Source organism: Streptomyces sp. MH60 (assembly GCF_002939385.1).
Taxonomy (GTDB): Bacteria; Actinomycetota; Actinomycetes; order Streptomycetales; family Streptomycetaceae; genus Streptomyces.
Window position 1 is genome coordinate 320,420 of the sequence record NZ_MULI01000001.1, and the last position, 18,070, is coordinate 338,489.

Below are 18,070 nucleotides of genomic sequence, written 5' to 3' on the forward strand. Positions count from 1 at the left end.
GTTGATGCACCGTTCGACGGTGTTGCGCAGCCGGTCAGTTGTAGTGCCCCCACCGGCGTCCGAGGGTGTCGTACATGTACCGGGGCAGGCCCTCGATGGCGCTGGTGCGGAACGGGCGGCCGTCGTCGTCGATGCGGACGGTGCCCGTGCGGCCCTGGGAGGACCAGTCCAGCTCCAGGTACCAGCGGCAGTCGCACGAGCTGGTCCCGGCCGTGACCAGCAGCACCTCGGGGTCCTTCGCGGAGACGCGGTAGGGCATGCGCACGGCCGGGATGGGCGTGCCGGCGTCGTTCCCGGCGACCGCGCGGGCGATGGGGCGGTCCTTGTCCAGGTCCACGGCGAAGTACCGGGGAGTGATGGAGCCGCCGCAACCCTGGTCCATCGCATAGGCATTGCCCTCGGCCGGCGCCGTGCGGCCGACCACGCGCACGCGCAGCGCCTCCAGCACGACGGCCGTGTCGCTGCGCCCCTGCACCGAGAACTGCACCAGCGTCTCGCCGCCGTGCACCGCGCTCTGCGTCGCCGCCCAGGGCGCCGCGTCCTGCGGGGCGGGGGGAGGGGGGACCTGGCTCGGCGGCTTGGCGATCACGTAGTCGTGACCGCAACCCAACTTCCATGCCTGTGAGTTGACGGACCAGGTGAGTGGCAGTCCGGCGGGCTGTTCGCCGCGCGAGGAGGCGGATGTCGCGCCGGGCGGGCGAGAGGCACCCGGCTTCTTCTTCGCAGTGGCGGAGCCCGAAGGCCGCGCCGAGGTCCCGGAGGCGCCGGAGGTGTCGGAGCTGGGGGCGCCGCTCGGGCTGGGGGAGGCCCCCCGCCGCTCGGCCGACCTGGCCTCCGCCGTACCGGACGCCGTAGGGCCGGCGACCTGGACAGAACCGTCGGCGGACGACCGCCGCCCGTCCGGCAGCGCGGACAGGGTCCCGAGCGTCGCGAGCACGGCACAGACGGAGGCCAGCCCGACCACGAGACGTCTGCGGCGGTGCCAGCGGCGGCGCGGTCGCGGGGGCGCGGTCGCCCAGGACGGTCCGGACGCACGGGCTGCTTCGGCGCCCGAGTCGCTGGTGTCCTGCGGCGCGGAGTCCGCCGGGGCCACCGATCCGCCGTCGGCTGTCGGCGCCGTGTCCGGTGCGGTGCCGTCCTCCACCCCTGGGTCCGGCCCGTCCGCCGCGTCGTTCACGGCTTCCACCGCCGCGGCACCGGCCGCGCTCACCCCCGCCTCCGCCGTACGAGGCCGGCGGCGGGCCGCCACTGCCCTGAGCCAACGACGGTGAAGTTCCAGGCGTTGCTCCGAGGTCGCCCCGCACAGGGCCGCGAAGCGTTCCACGGGGGCGAAGTCGAGCGGTACCGCGTCGCCCGCGCAGTAGCGGTGCAGCGTCGAGGTGTTCATGCCCAGACGGCGGGCCAGCGAGCCGTAGCTGCGGTCCGTGCGCTCCTTCAGCGCCCGCAGCAGCGCCGCGAACCCGGCCACCTCGTCGATGCCGTCGCCGTCCTCCTGTGCCGACACAGGTCCACCCGTCCTCGTACGACCCGTCTGGCCCGGGACGGTATCCCAGGCACCCCATGTACCTGCACGTCGGACGGGCTGGGATGGTTCCACCCCGCCCGATCGGCCGTCGGCTGTTGCGCCCGGCCGCCGTGACCGCAGATGCTCTTGGTGCCGCACCGACCAGGCCCGGGCCGACCAGCCGGCTCTCCGCGGCAGCCACGTCCACGCATCACCCACGGGGGAACGCCCATGTCGCTGCGCATCCGAACAAGCGCGCTCACCGCACTCACCGTCGCCGGACTCGCGGCGGCCACGGCCCTCACGGCACCGGCCGCCGACGCCGCGCCGAAGGCTGCCGCGCCCACGTTCCTGTCGGCGTCCCAGTTGCCGCCGCACCCGACGTCGACCTGGACCGCCGGGCCCGTCACCGACGGGTTCCCGGAGCAACTCGGCCTCTGCGTGAGCACGGAGGGCGTGCCTTCCTACGATTACCGGCACCGGCAGTTCTGGACCGACCTGGACACCAGCGCCGTGCAGTTGACCGTCGTGACGGGCTCAGCCGGCCAGGCCAAGGCCCTGGCGAAGCACTACGACGACCTGATCCGCACCTGCGCGGACCGCATCGAGGAGTCCTCGCCCGACGTCGAGGCCGAGGGCCGCGACTACGGCAAGCTGCCGGTCGAGGAGGGCGCCCGCGTCCGTGGCCTGCACACCGAGACGTCCTGGGGCGCCACCGACATCGCCCTGCTGTCGGTCGGGCGGGACGGCAGGACCGTCACCGTCGTCAAGTGGGGACAGATGGGCGACTTCCAGAACGCGCCCGTGGCCGCCTTCAAGAAGACCACGAGCACGGCCGTCGACAAGCTGTACTGACCGGACGGCCGCCGAAAGGACCGGGCCGTCCTCCCGCCACGGGGGTCGGGAGGACGGCCCCGTACCGGTCGTCTGACCGGCCGGGGCGGCGTCCGCGGCCAAGAGACAAAGCTGCTGCCCTGCTGCCCTGCGGACATGCGGTGGTCGCGCTCCGCTCGGTATTCGGTACGCCAATCACCGGTGAACGGCCCGCACATCAGCAGGAGTGCCCGATCAGCACTGGCATGAGCCCTGGTTGGAGCAGCCTGACGCCGTACGTGCGCCGTACACCACCGCTCCGGACAATCGAACAAGCCTGTCGCGGTCTGTCGCGCTGTATCCCCTCGTGTTTCCCCTTGGTTGTCCCGCAGGTGCCGGGGAAGAGGGGGAGAAGGGGGAAGCACAGAGGCTGAGAAGGACCGCAACTCAGGTTGCCGAGGACAGGAGAGCGACCCAATGGGAAGTGTCTGGATGTACGCGCCGGAGATCGGGTACGGGGCCCAGCAGTCGTTGGTGGGCTTCACAGTGGAGGCCGCCGACGGCGTCATCGGACACGTGGACCGTCAGCAGGACCAGCCCGGCATGCAGCACCTCGTCGTCGACACCGGAGTGTGGAAGTTCGGCAGAAGCGTCCTGATCCCGGCCGGCGCCGTCACCGGCATCGACACCGAGGCGCAGAAGGTGCACGTCGCACCGTCCCGGGACGAGATCAAAGCCGCTCCCCGTTTTGCCACCGACAGCGAGACGGCCGACCCCGGCTACCTGTCCGGGGTCGGCGACTACTACTTGTCCCTTCGTACCTGAGCCCCAGCAAACCCTGAGCCCCGGCAAACCGCGTAACCACTTTTGCCCTGGGGCAATTTCCCGCCCGCGGGCTCAGACGGGCGGGAACTCTCCTGGCTCCTGATCAGGCGAGATTCCCGGTGAAGAACGCGTCGAGCCTGTCGAACGGAATGAGTTCCCTGCGGTCGTACAGGTCGACGTGGTCCGCGCCCGGAATGATCAGGAGATCGGCGGTGTCGCGGGCCATCGCCTGCACATCCTCGGAGTAGTAGCGGGAGTGCGCGTCGGCGCCGGCCACCAGAAGGGCCTTGCGGGGCGCCAGCAGATCGATGTTCGTCATCTGCCGGAAGGCGAAGAACGACATCGGCGTTGTTGCGGTCCACGCCGTGGTGGAGTTGATGGAGCGCGGGTGGTAGCCGCGCTCGGTGCGGTAGTAGTCGAAGAAGATCTTCGTGATCGGGTCGGCGTCCGCCGGGAGGGTCTTGGGCAGCACGCGGTGCGAGGGGGCGACATCGCCGTCCTTGTCGAAGGGGATCTCGTGGGATCCGCGCGCGAAGGTGCCGTTCTCGGCGTCGATCCAGCGCTGCCGGCTGAGGTGGTCCACGATCTTCTGGCGCTGCTCACGCGTGTAGTAGTCCTCGTGGCCGCGGGACATGCTGCGGGACATGTCGTACATCGAGGCCGTGGCGACCGCCTTGATACGGCTGTCCGCGGCCGCCGCGGTGAGCGCCATGCCGCTCAGGCCGCAGATGCCCTGCACGCCGATCCGTTCGCGGTCGACGATCTTCTGCAGGCCGAGGAAGTCCACGGCGGAGCTGAAGTCCTCGGTGAAGATGTCGGGCGAGGCCACATCGCGCACCCTGCCACCGCTCTCCCCGGTGAAAGAGGGGTCGAAGGCGAGGGCGACGTAGCCGCGGCGGGCGAACTCGTTGGCGTAGAGCCCCGAGGACTGTTCCTTGACCGCGCCGAACGGACCGCTGACCACCAGGGCGGGCAGCCTGCCCCCGGTGTTCTTCGGCACGTAGAGGTCCGCGGCGACCTCGATGCCGTACCGGTTCTCGAACCGCACGGAGGTCCGCCTGACGTTCCGGTCCAGAGTGAAGGTGTAGCCGCCCATGCCCCTGGTCCTGCCCTGTCCAGCGGCGCCCGCGGCGCGGCCGGTCTCCGCACCGAAGGCGGGCACGCCCGTGAAGGAGGCGGTGGTGGCGGCGCCGGTGGCGGCGATCAGTCCGAGCGCTTTGCGACGTTCCATGGAGTGAACCTCATATTCGATGGGTGGGGGAAGGCACGACGGTCGATGGGGTTGACCGAGGCGCGCATCCAGGGAATCGCTTCTGCGCCCGCTGTGGCAGGTCGGGCTTATGGGGGGTGCAAGCGCAACCCCCCCACCTGCGGGGCGTGCGACCTGGCGTGGAGGGCGCACCAACACCTCCCGGACAGGGTGTTGATGTGCATCACCACCGCGATGGCTCACCTCCGGCCTCCCGTGCGGTTAGCGGCGTCGCTGACGGAGAGCGATGGCGGTGGTGGGGATCAAGGTAAGGGCGGCGACGGCGGTGCCGACCATGGCGGGGCCGGTGGTCCCGAGCGAAGTGTCGAGAGTGAGGCCGGCGATCCAGGAGCCGATGGCGGTGCCGAGGTTGAAGGCCGAGACGGTCAGGGCGGAGGCAAGGACGGGCGCCTGGCGGGCGAAGCGGACGGCCAGAGACATCAGCACCGGGTTGGCGCCGAGGCCGAAGAAGCCCAGCAGGGCGACCAGAACGATGGTGGGGGCGGTGTAGCCGGCCAGCAGGGAGATCGCCAGGAGCAGGAGCGTTGCTCCCGCGGCGGCCGCGATGGTCACCGTGTGCGGTCGGCGGTCGCCCAGACGGCCACCGACGAGCGACCCGGCCAGGGCGCCGAGGCCGAACCCGACCAGGACCAGCGGCACGATCCCGGAGGCGATGCCCGACCGGTCGGTCAGCAGCGGCGAGATGTAGGAGTACGCCGCCAGCACACCGCCGGTCGTGGTGGCGCAGGCCGCCAGTACCAGCCAGAGGCGGCCGGAGCGCAGAGCGGTCAGCTCCGAGCGGATCGATACCGCCTGCTGATCGCCACCCTCATGAGGGACGGTGCGGGCGATGAGCGCGATGGCCGCCGCGGAGAGGGCGGCAAGGGCCCAGAACGGTCCGCGCCAGCCGACGAGCTGCCCGGCGAACGCGCCCAGCGGCACGCCGACGACGTTGGCGAGCATGGCTCCGGCGCCGACCAGGCCCAGGGCGCGGGAACTGGCGGCGAGGCCCGCGGCGTGTGCGGCGGCCACATTGGCCACGGCCCAGAAGGCGCCGGTGGCGATCGCGGTCAGGAAGCGTGCCGCCAGGACCAGGGTGAAGTTCGTGCTGAGGGCGACGATGACGTGCCCCGCGGCGAAGATGCCCAGGGCGAGCATCAGTGTCAGCCGTTTGGGCAGCCGCAACGTGAGCATCGCCATCAACGGAGCGCCGACGATCATTCCGATGGCGAAGACAGTGATCATCAGACCGGTCTGGGCGACGCTGACCTGCAGGTCTCCCGCGATCTCGGGCAGCAGACCGGCCACGACGAACTCGGTGGTGCCCATCAGGAACGTGCCCAGCGCGAGCACGTACACGACGAGCGGAAGCCGGGAGGGCACTGCCTGCTGAGGCTGCTCAGCCCGTGCTCCGGCGGGGGCGTGGAGGGTTCCTCCTCGCGTACTCAAGGTTGCTCTCCATGGGTGTCGTGATCGGGGTACGTGTCCCAGGAGACCGGCATCTCCGCAGGTGGAGAAGGTCGTGTCTATAGGGGGTACAAGCTCAACCTCCCTCCCCGCGCCCCCTTGGCTACGGTGGAACGCATGGACCACCACGGCGACCACCGCACAGAGATCCGGGACTTTCTCGCCAGCCGCCGCGCGAAGATCACCCCGGAGCAGGCCGGGCTGCCCACCAGCGCCCGGCGCCGGGTTCCCGGGCTGCGGCGGGAAGAAGTCGCCGTGCTCGCCGGCGTCAGCACCGAGTGGTACACCCGCCTGGAGAAGGGCCACATCAGCGGCGTCTCCGAAGACGTCCTTGCCGCCGTCGCCCAGGCCCTGCAACTGGACGAGGACGAGCGCACTTACCTGTTCGACCTGGCCCGCGCGGCCAAACCAGCCCGGCGCACGACGTCCCGCCGCCGGGACGTCGAAGTCCCGCCCCGCATCCAGTGGCTGCTCGACTCCATCACGATGTCCGCCGCCTTCGTACGCAACGGCCGCCTGGACGTCATCGCCCACAACGCGCTCGCCAGGGCCTTGCACGCACCGATGTTCGACAGCCCCACCGCCGACAAGCGAGGCCGCGCCAACTTCGCCCGCTACCATTTCCTCGATCCCGGCTCACACGACTTCTTCGTCGACTGGGACGCCGGTGCCACCGCCACCGTCGCTCTGCTGCGTGCTGAGGCCGGGCGTGAACCGCATGACCGGGCCCTGCGCGAGCTGATCGGCGAACTGTCCACCCTCAGCGCCGATTTCCGCACCCTGTGGGCCGCGCACGACGTCCGCATCCGCCACGAAGGCGTCAAACGGCTGCAGCACCCGAAGGCCGGCCTCCTCGAGCTGACCTACCAGTCCCTGGACCTGCCCGTGCCCCAGCGAGTTGTGCACGACCTGAGCCTCTACACCGCCGAACCGGGCAGCGCCTCCGAAGACCATCTCAGGCTCCTCGCCAGCCTGGCGGCGACCCGCGCCCAGACGACACTGCCCACCGACCAACTCGGCTGACCCTCCATCACCGTCCTGCGACTAGGGCCTGGGGCCCGGCCCTGGTCACGCATCGAACGGGCGTCTGTCTTGCGTGCCTTGAAGCCGGCCCGGCACAGTGTGTCACCAGAAGGTGATTCAGTGCACGCGAACAGGAGAGGCTTATGGCCAAAGCTCGTAGGGCACGGTTGCGAATCTCCACGGTCACGGTTGCCTTCGGTGCCGTCATCGGCTTGCTGCTGGTGACCGCAGCGCCGGCAAGTGCCGAAGTGAAGTCCACCTGCGGCACCTACATCTGCGTCGCCACTGCTTACCAGGGCCGTGACTACGTCCAGGACATCACCGTCACCACGCGGGACGGCCTGCCGGGGACGTTGCGTGCGTTCGTCGGCGACTACCGGGGGAGCAAGGCGAACGTCTCGCGCTGGCGGTTCGTCGTCAATCAGGAGATCAGGGCTTATCCGAGGCTGGCCGTTTGCGGCGGTCTCGACCGTGGTGGTCGGGTCATCGAGAACCACTGCGTGATGATCCCCTGATTCCTCGATCGGCCGCACACCCGTGGCGTACCGCAACAACGGTGCTGGATCGTCGCCGTACCCGGACGACCAGCGCCGCCGCAACCAGCGGCAACACGCCCGACAAGGGAATGTACGGACGGCACCCCGGCAGTTCTCGTCACCGAGAGTGTGTGAATTCGAAGCATGGGTAACCGTCCGTGCACACGTACTCGCGCTGCCCACCATCAGGCGAGGTTGCGGAACCCAAGGGCGGTGGCGTGCTCGGTAGCATGTGGCGGGTGAATACGGCTGACGCGCACCACCACCGGCGAAGAGACGACGTCACCATGACCGAGCTCGTCGGAGGGGTCGAGAAGCGCGAGCTGTACCTGGTGCCGCACGACGCTGCGTGGGCGGGCCGATACGCCTCTCACGAAGCTCGGATCCGGAACGCGCTGGGAGACACGGCGTTGGCCGTCGAGCACATCGGGTCGACCGCGGTCCCCGGGCTGGCCGCGAAACCGATCATCGACATCGTCGTGGCGGTCCGCGACATCACCGCGGAGGAGGAGTACCTCGACCCTTTGCTCGCCTGTGGATACGTCCTACGTGTCCGAGAGCCCGGCCACCGCCTGCTGCGCACCGAATCGCGGGACCTGCACCTGCACCTCCTCGAAGACGCAGACCCAGCCATCGACGACTACCTGCTACTTCGAGACCACCTGCGGGCCAATGAGACGGATCGGCAGCTCTACGAGAGCACCAAGCGCGATTTGATGACACGCGAATGGGCCGACATGAACGCCTACGCCGATGCCAAGACCGGAGTGATCGAAGAAATCAAGGCACGTGCGCGCAGCCGACGCGTCGCGCACCGGGATTCGTCCAGGCCGCTCCCGTTCCTGGTTCACGGCCAGCCTCTTGACGTGGAGGCGGACGGTCAGGCGTCAGGGTCGACTTCGGGGTGCGTGAACCGCACGGGCTTGCCCAGCGACCGGGCGTAGACGATTTCGGCTCGGGTGCTGTCTCCGATGTAGTCGCCGACCACGAGCACCTCATCAGCGAGGCGGATCTTCGCCCGGTGCAGATCGTCGAGTCGAACCTTCAGCGCCTCGGCCTCGACAGGATCGGACCAAAGCGCGTGCGGCGACTTCATGTCGCAGCCCGGTTTGACGACGATCCTTCCGGCTTTGGTCTCCCGCAGATCGGCCTCGTTCATCTCGGTCATGAAGCGGGTGGAGCCGCAGATCACGACGATACGCGGGAGACTCAACAGCTGCTTCGCGGCGGCAAGCTTCTCCTCGGGGGTGAGCCGCGGCGGGTATGACACTGCTTCCTCCTGGTGGTGTGGTCCAAGGGGTGCCTGCGGAGACGAGAACGAGGGCACCCAAGATCGTTTCGACGAACGACGCGGACACCCTCGCGACGGCACTCTACGCGACGACCGACGACACGCCGAAGGAGCGCCCGACCTGGCGCCGTGGCCCGCGCCGGTCGGCATGGGGCCCCGCCTGAGCGATGCCGAACCGGCCCTCGCTCGACACGACAACTCCACGGAAAGCCCAGTAGGCAGCCGCCTGCTGGACGCCGCCCACCAGAAGCTCGACAGCGCGCCGTCCCGGTCGGGGTCGACAGCAGTGGTCTCGGCCGCCCGGGGGGATCAACGCCGCCGCCGGGGCCGGTGCAATGTCAGCAATCGGCGCGGCTCAGCGGGGCCGGTAGCGCGCGTAGATCAGTCCGCTGTCGAAGGCACGTTCCTCGACCAGTTCGAGTTCGAGGCGCACGCCGTCGGGAAAGAACCGCTTGCCGCCGCCGACCACGCTCGTGGTGATGAACAGGTGGTACTCGTCCACCAGGCCGGCCGCGATCGCCTGGGCCGCGAGGTTCGGACCGTCCACGGTCAGGTCGTGATCGGCCTCGGCCTTGAGCTCGCGCACCGCATCCGGGTCGAAGGTCCGCTCGATCCTGGTCTTCGCGCTGGACACCGACTCCAACGTCGTGGAGTACACGACCTTCTCCGCGGCCTGCCAGTCGCGGGCGTATTGCAGGATGTGCGGCGGCAGGTCGGCCTCGGTGTGCGCGGTCTCCCAGAAGACCATCGTCTCGTACATCCGCCGGCCGTATAGGTACGTGCCGACGGGACGGAAGACGTCGTTGATGAAGGTGTGCACCTCCGGATCCTCCGCCCCAGTGCCCAGGTTTCCGTCCGCCGCCTCGGCGTAGCCGTCGAGCGAGGTGATCATCGAGTAGATGAGCTGTGCCACGGGTCTCCTTCAGGTGGTGTGGGTGCTGTGCTCGGGGTCGGGTGGAAACACCACGAGCCGGGCATCGGTGACGTTGTCGAAACGGGCATCCCCTCCACGGATGAGTACGAAATGCCTGGGGACCGTGGCCTGGTAGACCAGCAACGGCCCAGCCGGTCCCAGGTCCTTCGGCACTAGCTGGTGACCGGTCGGCAGACGGGTGTTGAGCGAGGCGAGGTCCGCGGCCCGGGCGTCGTCGGGAGCCGGTCCCGCTGTTGCCTCCAGGTAGACCGCTTCCGCCCCGCCGACGGGTGCGGCCGTGTCGAAGACGGTGATCGCCACCTCCGGACGTGCTGCGATATTCCGTGAATGCCGGCTGTCGGGCGAGGACACCCACAGAATCCGGTGTGGCCCGTCGGCGGCGAAGAACACCGGGCTGGCCCATGGCCGGCCCTCGCCGTCCGCGGTGCCGAGGACGAGGTAGCGATGCTGAGCCAGCAGCCGCGGTACCGTTTCCCACATCGTCAGTCCTCCGGTCCGTTGTGACATCAGGGTCATCCTGGAACGCCGGCGACCTCGCCACCAACGGCGGATCTGCCAACAATCGTTCAGCCAGGGTGAACAATGAGGGGATGGAACGGCAGGACATCGAGGTGTTCCTGGCTCTGGCTCAGGAACTGCATTTCGCCCGTACCGCAGAGCGGCTGCGGGTCGCGCCTGCCTCGGTCAGCCAGACGATCAAGAAGCTCGAGCGCCGGTTCGGGGCGCAACTGTTCACCAGAAGCACGCGCCGGGTGGAGCTGACCCCGCTCGGCCGGCAGCTGCTGGACGAGCTCGGCCCGGCCTACGCACAGGTCCAGACGGCGATCGCGCGAGCGATGGCCACCGGCCACGGCACCACAGGCGAGCTCCACCTCGGCTACATGTCCGCCGCCGTCGCCCGCCGGATCCTGCCGTTGGTCGACGCCTTCCACGCCACTACGCCGGGCTGCCGGGTCACCATCCGCGAGACCGCACTGGACGACCTCCACGGGCCACTGCGCCGCACCGAAGTCGACCTGTCGATCCTGCCGCTGCCCGTTGCCGAACCGGATCTCACAGTCGGGCCTGTGCTGCTGTCCGAAGCCGCGCTGCTCGCGGTCCCCACCGACCACCGTCTGGCCCGACGCGACCAAGTGACCCCCGAGGACCTGACACGGGAAACCTTCCTGTTCGCCCAGAATCTTCCCGACTACTGGATCGAGCACCACCTGCCACTCGCCCGGCCGACGCCCACGATCACCCGGCTGCCCGGTTTCCAGGAGATGCTCGCCTACGTCGCCTCCGGCCACGGCGTGGCCATCGTCGGCGCCCAAACCGAACACCTCTACCCACGCCCCGGCCTCACCTGCCTACCGATCGCCGACGGTCCCACCTTCGACTACGCCGTCGTCTGGCGCACTGGCGGCCTGACCGCTCTCGCATCCGCCTTCCTCCATCACGCCGCCAACGGACGCGGTTCCTCCTAGCGATCGACGCAGGATTCGTGCACGCCTCATGGGAAGTACGTTCAGCAACGACCGGCTGTGCTTGCAGGCCCGCGAGGATCGATCCTTCGGCAATGCGCATGTTGCGGCCCGCTTCAGAAAATAGGGTGCGGCCGGTTGAGTTGGGGTGATAGCTAAGCCGTGTGACGAAGAGCCTTGAGTATTCCGCCCTGCTGCAACTGATCGAGGAGCGGTCGGCCGCGTTCCGGAGTGCGGTTGCCGCCGCGCCCAGCCTTGACGCGCCGGTCCCGTCCTGCCCCGAGTGGACGTTGTTCGATCTGGTGCAACACCTGGGTACGGGCCAGCGCTGGTGGGCCGCGATCGTCGCCGCGGGCCCGGCCGAGGCTCCGCCGGCCAAGGATGCCGCGGAGGCACCGCGCGAACTCGGGGCGCTGCTGGCCTGGTACACCGAGTCGAACGAGCTGCTGCTGAGTGCGCTGCGCGAGGCCGGCCCGGAGCGCGAGTGCTGGGCGTGGTGGAGCGCCGGCGTGTCGCCGGCGAATGCCTGGGGCGTTGCCCGGCGCCGGGTGCACGAGGTGCTGGTGCACACCTACGACGCCCAACTCGCCGCAGACGCCGTACAGCCGATGCCGACGGACGTCGCGATCGACGGCGTCGCCGAGTTTCTCGACACCTGCAACTCCACCCCGGCGGCCTGGCCGCACGAGGCCGCAACCATCCACTACCACGCCACCGAGGGACGCTCCTGGCTCCTCACGCTGGACGGCACCGGCGCCTGGCCCGCACCCCTCACGGACGACGCCGCGCCCGCCTCCGCTTCGGCCACGGGCACGGCCGAGCAGCTGCTCCTCTTCGTCTGGGGCCGCCTTACGCTGAGCGACCTGACGATCGAGGGCGACCAGAAGGTGTTCGAACAGCTGATTGCCTGGGAGCCCGAGGAGTAGCCAGTCAATACGCCAGCGGCCCATGTCGCCGGTGTGCCCGAAAGGCGCAGGGAGCCGCCTGTGGCGGAAGAACGAGACGGCTAGAGCCGGAACCGTCTGGGGCGCCAAGACCATCCCGCGTCGAGGACCGACTGCCGCAGGACGTTGCTCAGTTCGCGTGTGTCCCATGTCTTGACTCTGCGGCGGCGGCCGTCGGGCCCCCGCTCGTACGTCCACGCCACCGAGAACCCGCCACCTCGTCCGTACTCGCGCGACATGGACGACCTCCCCTTTGTACTCGTGCGCTGCTCCTGCAGTACCCGCACCTCGTGCCGTTCCGGGTCCAGGCGCATCCTGATCGTCAGACGCTGGTCGACCTGTTCACCGAACGAGCGGCGCGACAACCGCCAGTCGGCCACCAGGTCGGCCTTCTCCGCAGGGCCGGCCGGCCGGCCGCACACGGTAGGGCACACCCGGCCCGTTCACCGAGAGCAGTGCGTTCTTGACCTCGGCGACGGCGAGCGGTGCGACCCCGTTGGCGGGGTACCTGGTTCCGGTCAATCGTTCGAAGAAACCCACCGGTTGAGATTACGGCAGGCAGGCAGGCAGGCCACGGCCAGGGGAGTCCCCGTCTCCGTCGACGTGCGGCCACGCGGTGCACGCACTTGCGCGCCACCGGATGCGAGCCTCGGGCTCCGCCCGGTCGCCCCGCGAGGCGTCCGTGTCAACTCCGTCGCTCCCGGATTCGGAACTCACCGGCGCACTGAAGGTCGACACGGGCCATTACGTCGCCACCCACCACCCAGCGGGCAACTACCCAGGCGGGGTGGTGGGCCTGCACTACCGCTTCACCCTCCGCGAGGGCCTCATCGAAGGCCTAGTCATCGAACCCTGACCCACGACACATCCACCCACTGGCTCTGGCGCCTTGAGGGAGCAGTGGCGGTTCCTCAAGGCTCCCGTCAAGTCGCTCGTGCACGAACTGAGCGGAATCCGCGTGGTTCAGCAGCCCTCGTCCAGAGTGATGATCACTTTGATGTCGCCGTCTTGGGCGGTGAATGCCTCCGCGGCGCGCTCCAGCGGCACCCGCCTGGTGATCATCCGCTCCAGCCAGCCGCGGTCCGCCTTTGCGAGGGCGTCCGCTGCTTGCCGGTAGTGGCGCAGGTTGGCGTTCACGGAGCCCACCACGGCGTCGTTCTCCAGCACGAGCTCTCGGTTGATGGTCCCGGCATCGACCGAGAGCCGCCGCCCCTTGGCAGAAACACCGGTCAGGCAGACGATCCCGTAGGTGGCCGTACCTGCCATGGCGTCAAAGACGAGTTGGCCCACCCCGGTGGCCTCGATGACCACGTCGGGAACGACCTGCGAGGTGACCTGGTCGATGTCTTCGGAGTGGTAGGTCGCGCCCAAGTCCTTCACCAAGGCAGGCTTGGGGCCGGCGGTGACCCGGTCCAGAACGTGAACGTCCAGTCCGCGCTGCACGCCCAGCAGCGCAGCCAGCAGGCCGATCGGCCCGGCGCCGGTCACCAGGACCCGTCGGGGCTCGAACCAGGCACGGCTGCCGACTCGCTCGATCTGCTCCCATGCCTTGGCCACCACGGTGGTGGGCTCGAGCAGCATCCCGACGGGCTCCAGGGCGGGATCCAGTTTGACGGCGTAATCACTTTCCACGGTCCAGAGCTGGCTCGCGTAGCCGTCGTGCTCCTTGATGCCCCGCTCGGTGTAGCGGCCGTTGCGGCACATGTCGAACTCCCCGCGCGCGCACGCCCCGCAGGGCACCGGATCGGGGCGGCGCACGACGCCCACTACCAGGTCACCGGCCTGGAACTCGCTGTTCGGCGGCGCGGTGCGCACTCGGCCCAGTGATTCATGGCCCAGGACCAGCCGGTCGTGGCCAGGTGGTGCCCACCCGTACTCGCCGGCCACGATCTCCTTGTCCGTGCCGCAGACGCCCACCGCCAGGCCGCCCACCAACAGTTCGCCCTGGTGGGGAACGGGATCAGGAACGTCACGTACCTCCAGGGAACCAGCAGTCAGGGGGTGAACGGCTACTGCGCGCATGAGCGCCCTCCAAAGACCGTGGCGCCTAGCAGCCACAACGGCGGCTCGCCATGCTGCGCCTGTACGACCTCAGCCGGGCGAATAGTCTCGTTCCGCTTCTGTGAGTCCCCGGGTTTCGGTCCGCTATACGTCCGGCCACCCATTCAACGGACGGACACGTCCCGGTTACTCCGGGAATCGCCGGCGCTCCCCGTGCGGGCGACGCACAGGGATGAGGCGTTCAGTGGGTTTGGGTGCGCAGTTGCTCGTTGATGCGCTGGGCCTCCTCGAGCTGGTCTTCGAGGACGATGATCCGGCAGGCGGCTTCTATGGCGGTACCGGCATCGACGAGTTCGCGCGCGCGGGCGGCGATGCGCAGTTGGTAGCGGGAGTAGCGGCGGTGGCCCCCTTCGGAGCGCAGGGGGGTGATGAGGCGGTGCTCGCCGAGGGCGCGGAGGAAGGCGGGGGTGGTGCCGAGCATGTCGGCGGCCCGGCCCATGGTGTAGGCGGGGTAGTCGTCGTCATCGAGAGGGACGGCGGGGCGGGTACTGCGAGGGGGCATAGACCTCTTCTTCCGGGGGATGCGTCGAGGGGCCCGGGCGCCGTACGGCGCCCGGGCCCCGAGCTTTCAACACCATCTGCCGACTGACATCAGCCGACCTTCTTTGTCCGCTGCGATCCGCCTGGGAGGGCGGGGCTGCGGGGATCGCGGATGCGTGACCGGGGACCACCTTCCAATCCGGGGCCTGCGGTACCCGGGCGGTCTTACCCCGGCCCGGGCGATCCTGATGGCGTTCGGCTCCTTACCTGTTTCGGTTGATCCGTCTTTACTGCGGTTGCGCGGTACTGCTGTGCGACCCCTGGGATCGCTCGGCCCGGCAGCCAGTAGAGGAACCCACCATTTCCGGCTCCGCCACTCCGCTGCCGTGCCGCTCCTTCGGCTTCCTTGCACGGCAGTTCGTCTCTGCCGTGCCCATCGACTTCTGGGCTACGACGAGAACACTAGCCTCTGTCGACAGCAATGTCTACAGCGGTCACGACAGATTTACTCCATCTGCAGGGCCTGGAACTGTGTCTCCCCTGTGCCTGGAAGGGGGCAACCGGCCAGGCAGAGCGCTTTGCGCATGAGCGAGATGGAGACCACCCATGCCGCACCGCTGCGCGGCCCGTGGCCAGGCGGCCCGAACCTTCGCCGATCACCACGAGCGGACCAGGTCAGGTGGCTGAGCCGTCCGCCGGAACCTGCACCCCTTTCTCCAGCGCGGGAGCGGTGGGGTACGCCGTCCGACGCCCCTGCCCCGTCGTCCCCCTCGCGCGCCGGGCGGAGAGTGCGGCCACGCAGTGAGGGCCCGACCGGCGCGCGCCGGTCGGGCCCTCACTGCTGTTCTGGTGTGTCAGCGCGCGCCTGTCGCGTCGGTCAGAAGGACAAGGGGGCGCCGAGCATCGTGGAAGCCCGCTGCAACGGACTGCCGATGGGGGCGGATGCGGTCTCGGGCCGGGTGCGGCAGGTGAAGCCGAGCAGGGCCATGGCCCTCAGGACCTCGCCGGCGCTGAAATCGCGGCGGTCCTGACGGGTGATGACCTGGCCGACCTGCTTGACGGGGTAGTGGCGTCGTCCGATGATCACGGACTCGCCGGTGACCGGTTCGGGCTTGATGCCCTTCATCGATTCCAGCACGTCGCTCTTGGTCAGGTCGAACGGGAAGCGGGCAATGACACAGCGCATGATGCCTCACAGGCAGGAGAGGAAACGGGGCCGACCACCGTCCGGCGGTTCAGTGGGAGAGCGCGAGGACGCCCGGGACGCTGCCGTGTTCGCCGACCACGGGCACGAGCCGCCGGAAGGACATGACGTCCCCGGCTTCGGCCCTCGTGGCCAATGGTGAGACGAGCGGCTCGCTGCCGTCGCTGTCACCCAGACGGATCCGGTCGGTGTATCCGGAGCCGTTCCTCACGGCGGTCAGCCGGGTCCGGGTGACCAGGCCGACGCACCGGCCGTCCTCATCGCAGACGACCAGCTGCTCCGCACGCGCGGCGGCCATGACGGACAGTGCCACCTCGACGGTCATGTCGTACCAGAGGTGCGGCGCGGTCGCGTCCGTGGCGTCGGCCACCGGGCTGTGCGCGGCGCGAGCGCTCACGGAGCGAGTCTGCAACTGGACCATTGCCAAAGGGTGCCTCCTGGGAAGACGGGACGAATTCCTGACCACGACTGCTCTACGCGGCCGCACCTGCGGGGGACTGCGATGCGGGGGAACGCCGGGGAGCCGAGGTGGGGCGGCGCCGACCGCGGGAGGTGGCACCACGCTTCTTGGGGCGTTCGGCCACCGGTGCGGTGATGACGACCGGGATACCGGTCGGGGTCTGGGCTCCGGTGATCCGGCTGAGGGCTTCGTCGCCCGCGCGGACCTGGGTCGTCTGCGGCAGGATCCCCGCGTCCGACATGAGGCGGACCATGCCGCGTCGCTGGCTCGGTGTGACGAGCGTGACGACGCTGCCGGACTCACCGGCGCGGGCCGTGCGGCCGCCGCGGTGGAGGTAGTCCTTGTGGTCGGTCGGCGGGTCGACGTTGACGACGAGGTCGAGGTTGTCGACGTGGATGCCGCGGGCCGCGACGTTGGTCGCCACCAGCACGGTGACGTGTCCGGTCTTGAACTGCGCCAGGGTGCGGGTGCGCTGCGGCTGGGACTTGCCGCCGTGCAGGGCGGCGGCCCGCACTCCGCTGCTGAGCAGGTCCTGGGTCAGCCTGTCGACGGCGTGCTTGGTGTCGAGGAACATGATCACGCGGCCGTCGCGTGCGGCGATCTCGGTGGTGGCCGCGTGCTTGTCGGCGGCGTGGACGTGGAGTACGTGGTGCTCCATCGTCGTGACGGCGCCGGCCGAGGGGTCGACGGAGTGCACGACCGGATCGGTGAGGTAGCGGCGCACGAGCAGGTCGACGTTGCGGTCGAGGGTGGCGGAGAACAGCATGCGCTGGCCCTCGGGGCGGACCTGGTCGAGCAGGGCGGTGACCTGCGGCATGAAGCCCATGTCGGCCATCTGGTCGGCCTCGTCGAGGACGGTGATGGAGACCTGGTTCAACCGGCATTCGCCGCGGTCGATGAGATCCTTGAGACGTCCCGGAGTGGCGACGACGACCTCGGCTCCACCGCGCAGCGCGTGCGCCTGCCTGCCGATCGACATGCCGCCCACGACGGTGGCCAGCCGCAGCTTCACGGCGCGGGCGTACGGGGTGAGAGCGTCGGTGACCTGCTGTGCCAGTTCACGCGTCGGTACGAGGATCAGCCCCAGCGGCTGCCGGGGCTCGGCGCGCTGCCCGGCCGTACGGGCGAGCAGGGCCAGGCCGAAGGCGAGCGTCTTGCCGGAACCGGTGCGTCCGCGGCCGAGGACGTCGCGGCCGGCGAGGGAGTTCGGCAGGGTCGCGGCCTGGATCGGGAACGGTACGGTGACGCCGGCCGAGCCGAGCGCGGCCAGCAGCTCACCGGGCATGTCGAGATCGGCGAAGCCCTCCACGGCGGGCAGCGCGGGGGTGATCGTCCGAGGGGGAGCGAACTCCCCCTGGATGGCGGCGGGCCGACGGCCGTAACCGCCTGAGCGGTTCGGACCGGCCGGCCGGCGCGCGGCCGACGAGCCGAAGCGGCTGCCACCCTTTCCGGAGTCGACACTGCCATTACGGCTGCGGGCGTAGCGGTCGTTCGTGCGTGTGCGGTTCATGCGGAACCTTCCTCGATACGGCACATATCAAGGAATTCCCGCACTAGGAGCGGCACGGAGAATTGCAAGAAAGGGCCGGTGGGGTGACGGCTTGCGATTGCACGGATTTATCCGTCGTCAGATTCGCAAGCGCCGAAACAAGTAGCGCGGCGCGTGGGCTCAAGACTCGAAGCGTCCACTGCGCTGTGGCTGTGAAGGGGTGCGACTGCCCCCCTGAAGAACGATCCGTGTGCGGCAAGCCTACGGATTTCCTGCTTGTCTGCCACAGGTGAAATCACTGCGGGAAACGCTTGTAGCTGGGGCCCG

The 18,070-nt window shown here is 69.4% G+C and carries 19 protein-coding genes and 1 pseudogene; 8 read left to right on the forward strand and 12 right to left on the reverse strand.

The features are described from left to right. Positions 1-34: 34 nt before the first annotated feature. Entirely contained in the window at positions 35-1,504 is a 1,470-nt protein-coding gene (locus BZZ08_RS01495; protein WP_241965311.1) for a transcriptional regulator, read from the reverse strand. Between the two features lie 231 nt (positions 1,505-1,735). Between BZZ08_RS01495 and BZZ08_RS01500 the strand changes: the two genes are divergently transcribed. Then, positions 1,736-2,359 carry a hypothetical protein gene (locus BZZ08_RS01500; RefSeq protein ID WP_104630264.1) on the forward strand — a complete coding sequence of 208 codons (624 nt, stop codon included), beginning with the start codon at positions 1,736-1,738 and terminating at the stop codon, positions 2,357-2,359. Positions 2,360-2,794: 435 nt separating this feature from the next. Next, complete coding sequence (locus tag BZZ08_RS01510; RefSeq protein WP_104630265.1) at positions 2,795-3,142, forward strand: hypothetical protein; 348 nt, start codon at positions 2,795-2,797, stop codon at positions 3,140-3,142. A 103-nt stretch (positions 3,143-3,245) separates the two neighbouring features. Here BZZ08_RS01510 and BZZ08_RS01515 read toward each other — a convergent pair whose 3' ends face one another. Both BZZ08_RS01515 and BZZ08_RS01520 read right to left on the reverse strand, forming a co-directional pair. Beyond that, positions 3,246-4,373, reverse strand: coding sequence for an alpha/beta hydrolase (locus BZZ08_RS01515; protein WP_241965312.1), 1,128 nt, complete (start codon positions 4,371-4,373; stop codon positions 3,246-3,248). Positions 4,374-4,613: 240 nt separating this feature from the next. Beyond that, a complete protein-coding gene (locus BZZ08_RS01520; protein WP_241965313.1) occupies positions 4,614-5,840 on the reverse strand; it encodes an MFS transporter in 1,227 nt (408 codons plus the stop codon). 135 nt (positions 5,841-5,975) lie between these two features. On the opposite strand from BZZ08_RS01520, the gene BZZ08_RS01525 reads away from it, so the two are divergent. From BZZ08_RS01525 to BZZ08_RS01535, 3 genes are all read left to right on the forward strand, one after another. Continuing rightward, on the forward strand, positions 5,976-6,881 hold the full coding sequence (locus BZZ08_RS01525) for a helix-turn-helix domain-containing protein (protein ID WP_104630266.1): 906 nt from the start codon (positions 5,976-5,978) through the stop codon (positions 6,879-6,881). A gap of 143 nt (positions 6,882-7,024) precedes the next feature. Continuing rightward, positions 7,025-7,396 carry a hypothetical protein gene (locus BZZ08_RS01530; protein ID WP_104630267.1) on the forward strand — a complete coding sequence of 124 codons (372 nt, stop codon included), beginning with the start codon at positions 7,025-7,027 and terminating at the stop codon, positions 7,394-7,396. A gap of 308 nt (positions 7,397-7,704) precedes the next feature. Then, on the forward strand, positions 7,705-8,361 hold the full coding sequence (locus BZZ08_RS01535; RefSeq protein ID WP_241965314.1) for a GrpB family protein: 657 nt from the start codon (positions 7,705-7,707) through the stop codon (positions 8,359-8,361). On the opposite strand, the gene BZZ08_RS01540 is transcribed toward BZZ08_RS01535, so the two are convergent. Next, complete coding sequence (locus tag BZZ08_RS01540; protein WP_198601213.1) at positions 8,298-8,687, reverse strand: hypothetical protein; 390 nt, start codon at positions 8,685-8,687, stop codon at positions 8,298-8,300. The genes BZZ08_RS01535 and BZZ08_RS01540 overlap by 64 nt on opposite strands. Before the next feature lie 62 nt (positions 8,688-8,749). Between BZZ08_RS01540 and BZZ08_RS39995 the strand changes: the two are divergent. Further along, a pseudogene (locus BZZ08_RS39995) lies at positions 8,750-8,883 on the forward strand (IS982 family transposase); the annotation flags it as partial. A gap of 180 nt (positions 8,884-9,063) precedes the next feature. Here the strand turns inward: BZZ08_RS39995 and BZZ08_RS01545 are convergent. Together BZZ08_RS01545 and BZZ08_RS01550 are read right to left on the reverse strand one after the other, a co-directional pair. Then, complete coding sequence (locus BZZ08_RS01545) at positions 9,064-9,621, reverse strand: dihydrofolate reductase family protein (RefSeq protein ID WP_104630269.1); 558 nt, start codon at positions 9,619-9,621, stop codon at positions 9,064-9,066. Between the two features lie 9 nt (positions 9,622-9,630). Next, positions 9,631-10,158 (reverse strand): pyridoxamine 5'-phosphate oxidase family protein, encoded by a 528-nt coding sequence (locus BZZ08_RS01550; RefSeq protein ID WP_104630372.1) that lies wholly within the window; start codon positions 10,156-10,158, stop codon positions 9,631-9,633. 74 nt (positions 10,159-10,232) lie between these two features. Between BZZ08_RS01550 and BZZ08_RS01555 the strand changes: the two genes are divergently transcribed. Further along, a complete protein-coding gene (locus BZZ08_RS01555) occupies positions 10,233-11,108 on the forward strand; it encodes a LysR family transcriptional regulator (RefSeq protein ID WP_198601214.1) in 876 nt (291 codons plus the stop codon). Between the two features lie 161 nt (positions 11,109-11,269). Next, entirely contained in the window at positions 11,270-12,031 is a 762-nt protein-coding gene (locus tag BZZ08_RS01560; protein WP_104630271.1) for a maleylpyruvate isomerase family mycothiol-dependent enzyme, read from the forward strand. Positions 12,032-12,111: 80 nt separating this feature from the next. Here the strand turns inward: BZZ08_RS01560 and BZZ08_RS01565 are convergent, their stop codons facing one another. The 6 genes from BZZ08_RS01565 to BZZ08_RS01595 all read right to left on the reverse strand — a co-directional run bounded on the left by BZZ08_RS01565 (position 12,112) and on the right by BZZ08_RS01595 (position 17,764). Beyond that, a complete protein-coding gene (locus BZZ08_RS01565) occupies positions 12,112-12,471 on the reverse strand; it encodes a hypothetical protein (protein WP_241965315.1) in 360 nt (119 codons plus the stop codon). A gap of 541 nt (positions 12,472-13,012) precedes the next feature. Then, positions 13,013-14,071 (reverse strand): glucose 1-dehydrogenase, encoded by a 1,059-nt coding sequence (locus BZZ08_RS01575; RefSeq protein WP_104630273.1) that lies wholly within the window; start codon positions 14,069-14,071, stop codon positions 13,013-13,015. A 220-nt stretch (positions 14,072-14,291) separates the two neighbouring features. Then, complete coding sequence (locus BZZ08_RS01580; protein ID WP_104630274.1) at positions 14,292-14,612, reverse strand: MerR family transcriptional regulator; 321 nt, start codon at positions 14,610-14,612, stop codon at positions 14,292-14,294. 855 nt (positions 14,613-15,467) lie between these two features. Next, positions 15,468-15,776, reverse strand: coding sequence for an SCO5918 family protein (locus BZZ08_RS01585; RefSeq protein ID WP_104630275.1), 309 nt, complete (start codon positions 15,774-15,776; stop codon positions 15,468-15,470). Between the two features lie 49 nt (positions 15,777-15,825). Further along, entirely contained in the window at positions 15,826-16,221 is a 396-nt protein-coding gene (locus tag BZZ08_RS01590; RefSeq protein WP_446750221.1) for a CBS domain-containing protein, read from the reverse strand. Between the two features lie 46 nt (positions 16,222-16,267). Further along, entirely contained in the window at positions 16,268-17,764 is a 1,497-nt protein-coding gene (locus BZZ08_RS01595; protein WP_104630277.1) for a DEAD/DEAH box helicase, read from the reverse strand. Positions 17,765-18,070: the final 306 nt, after the last annotated feature.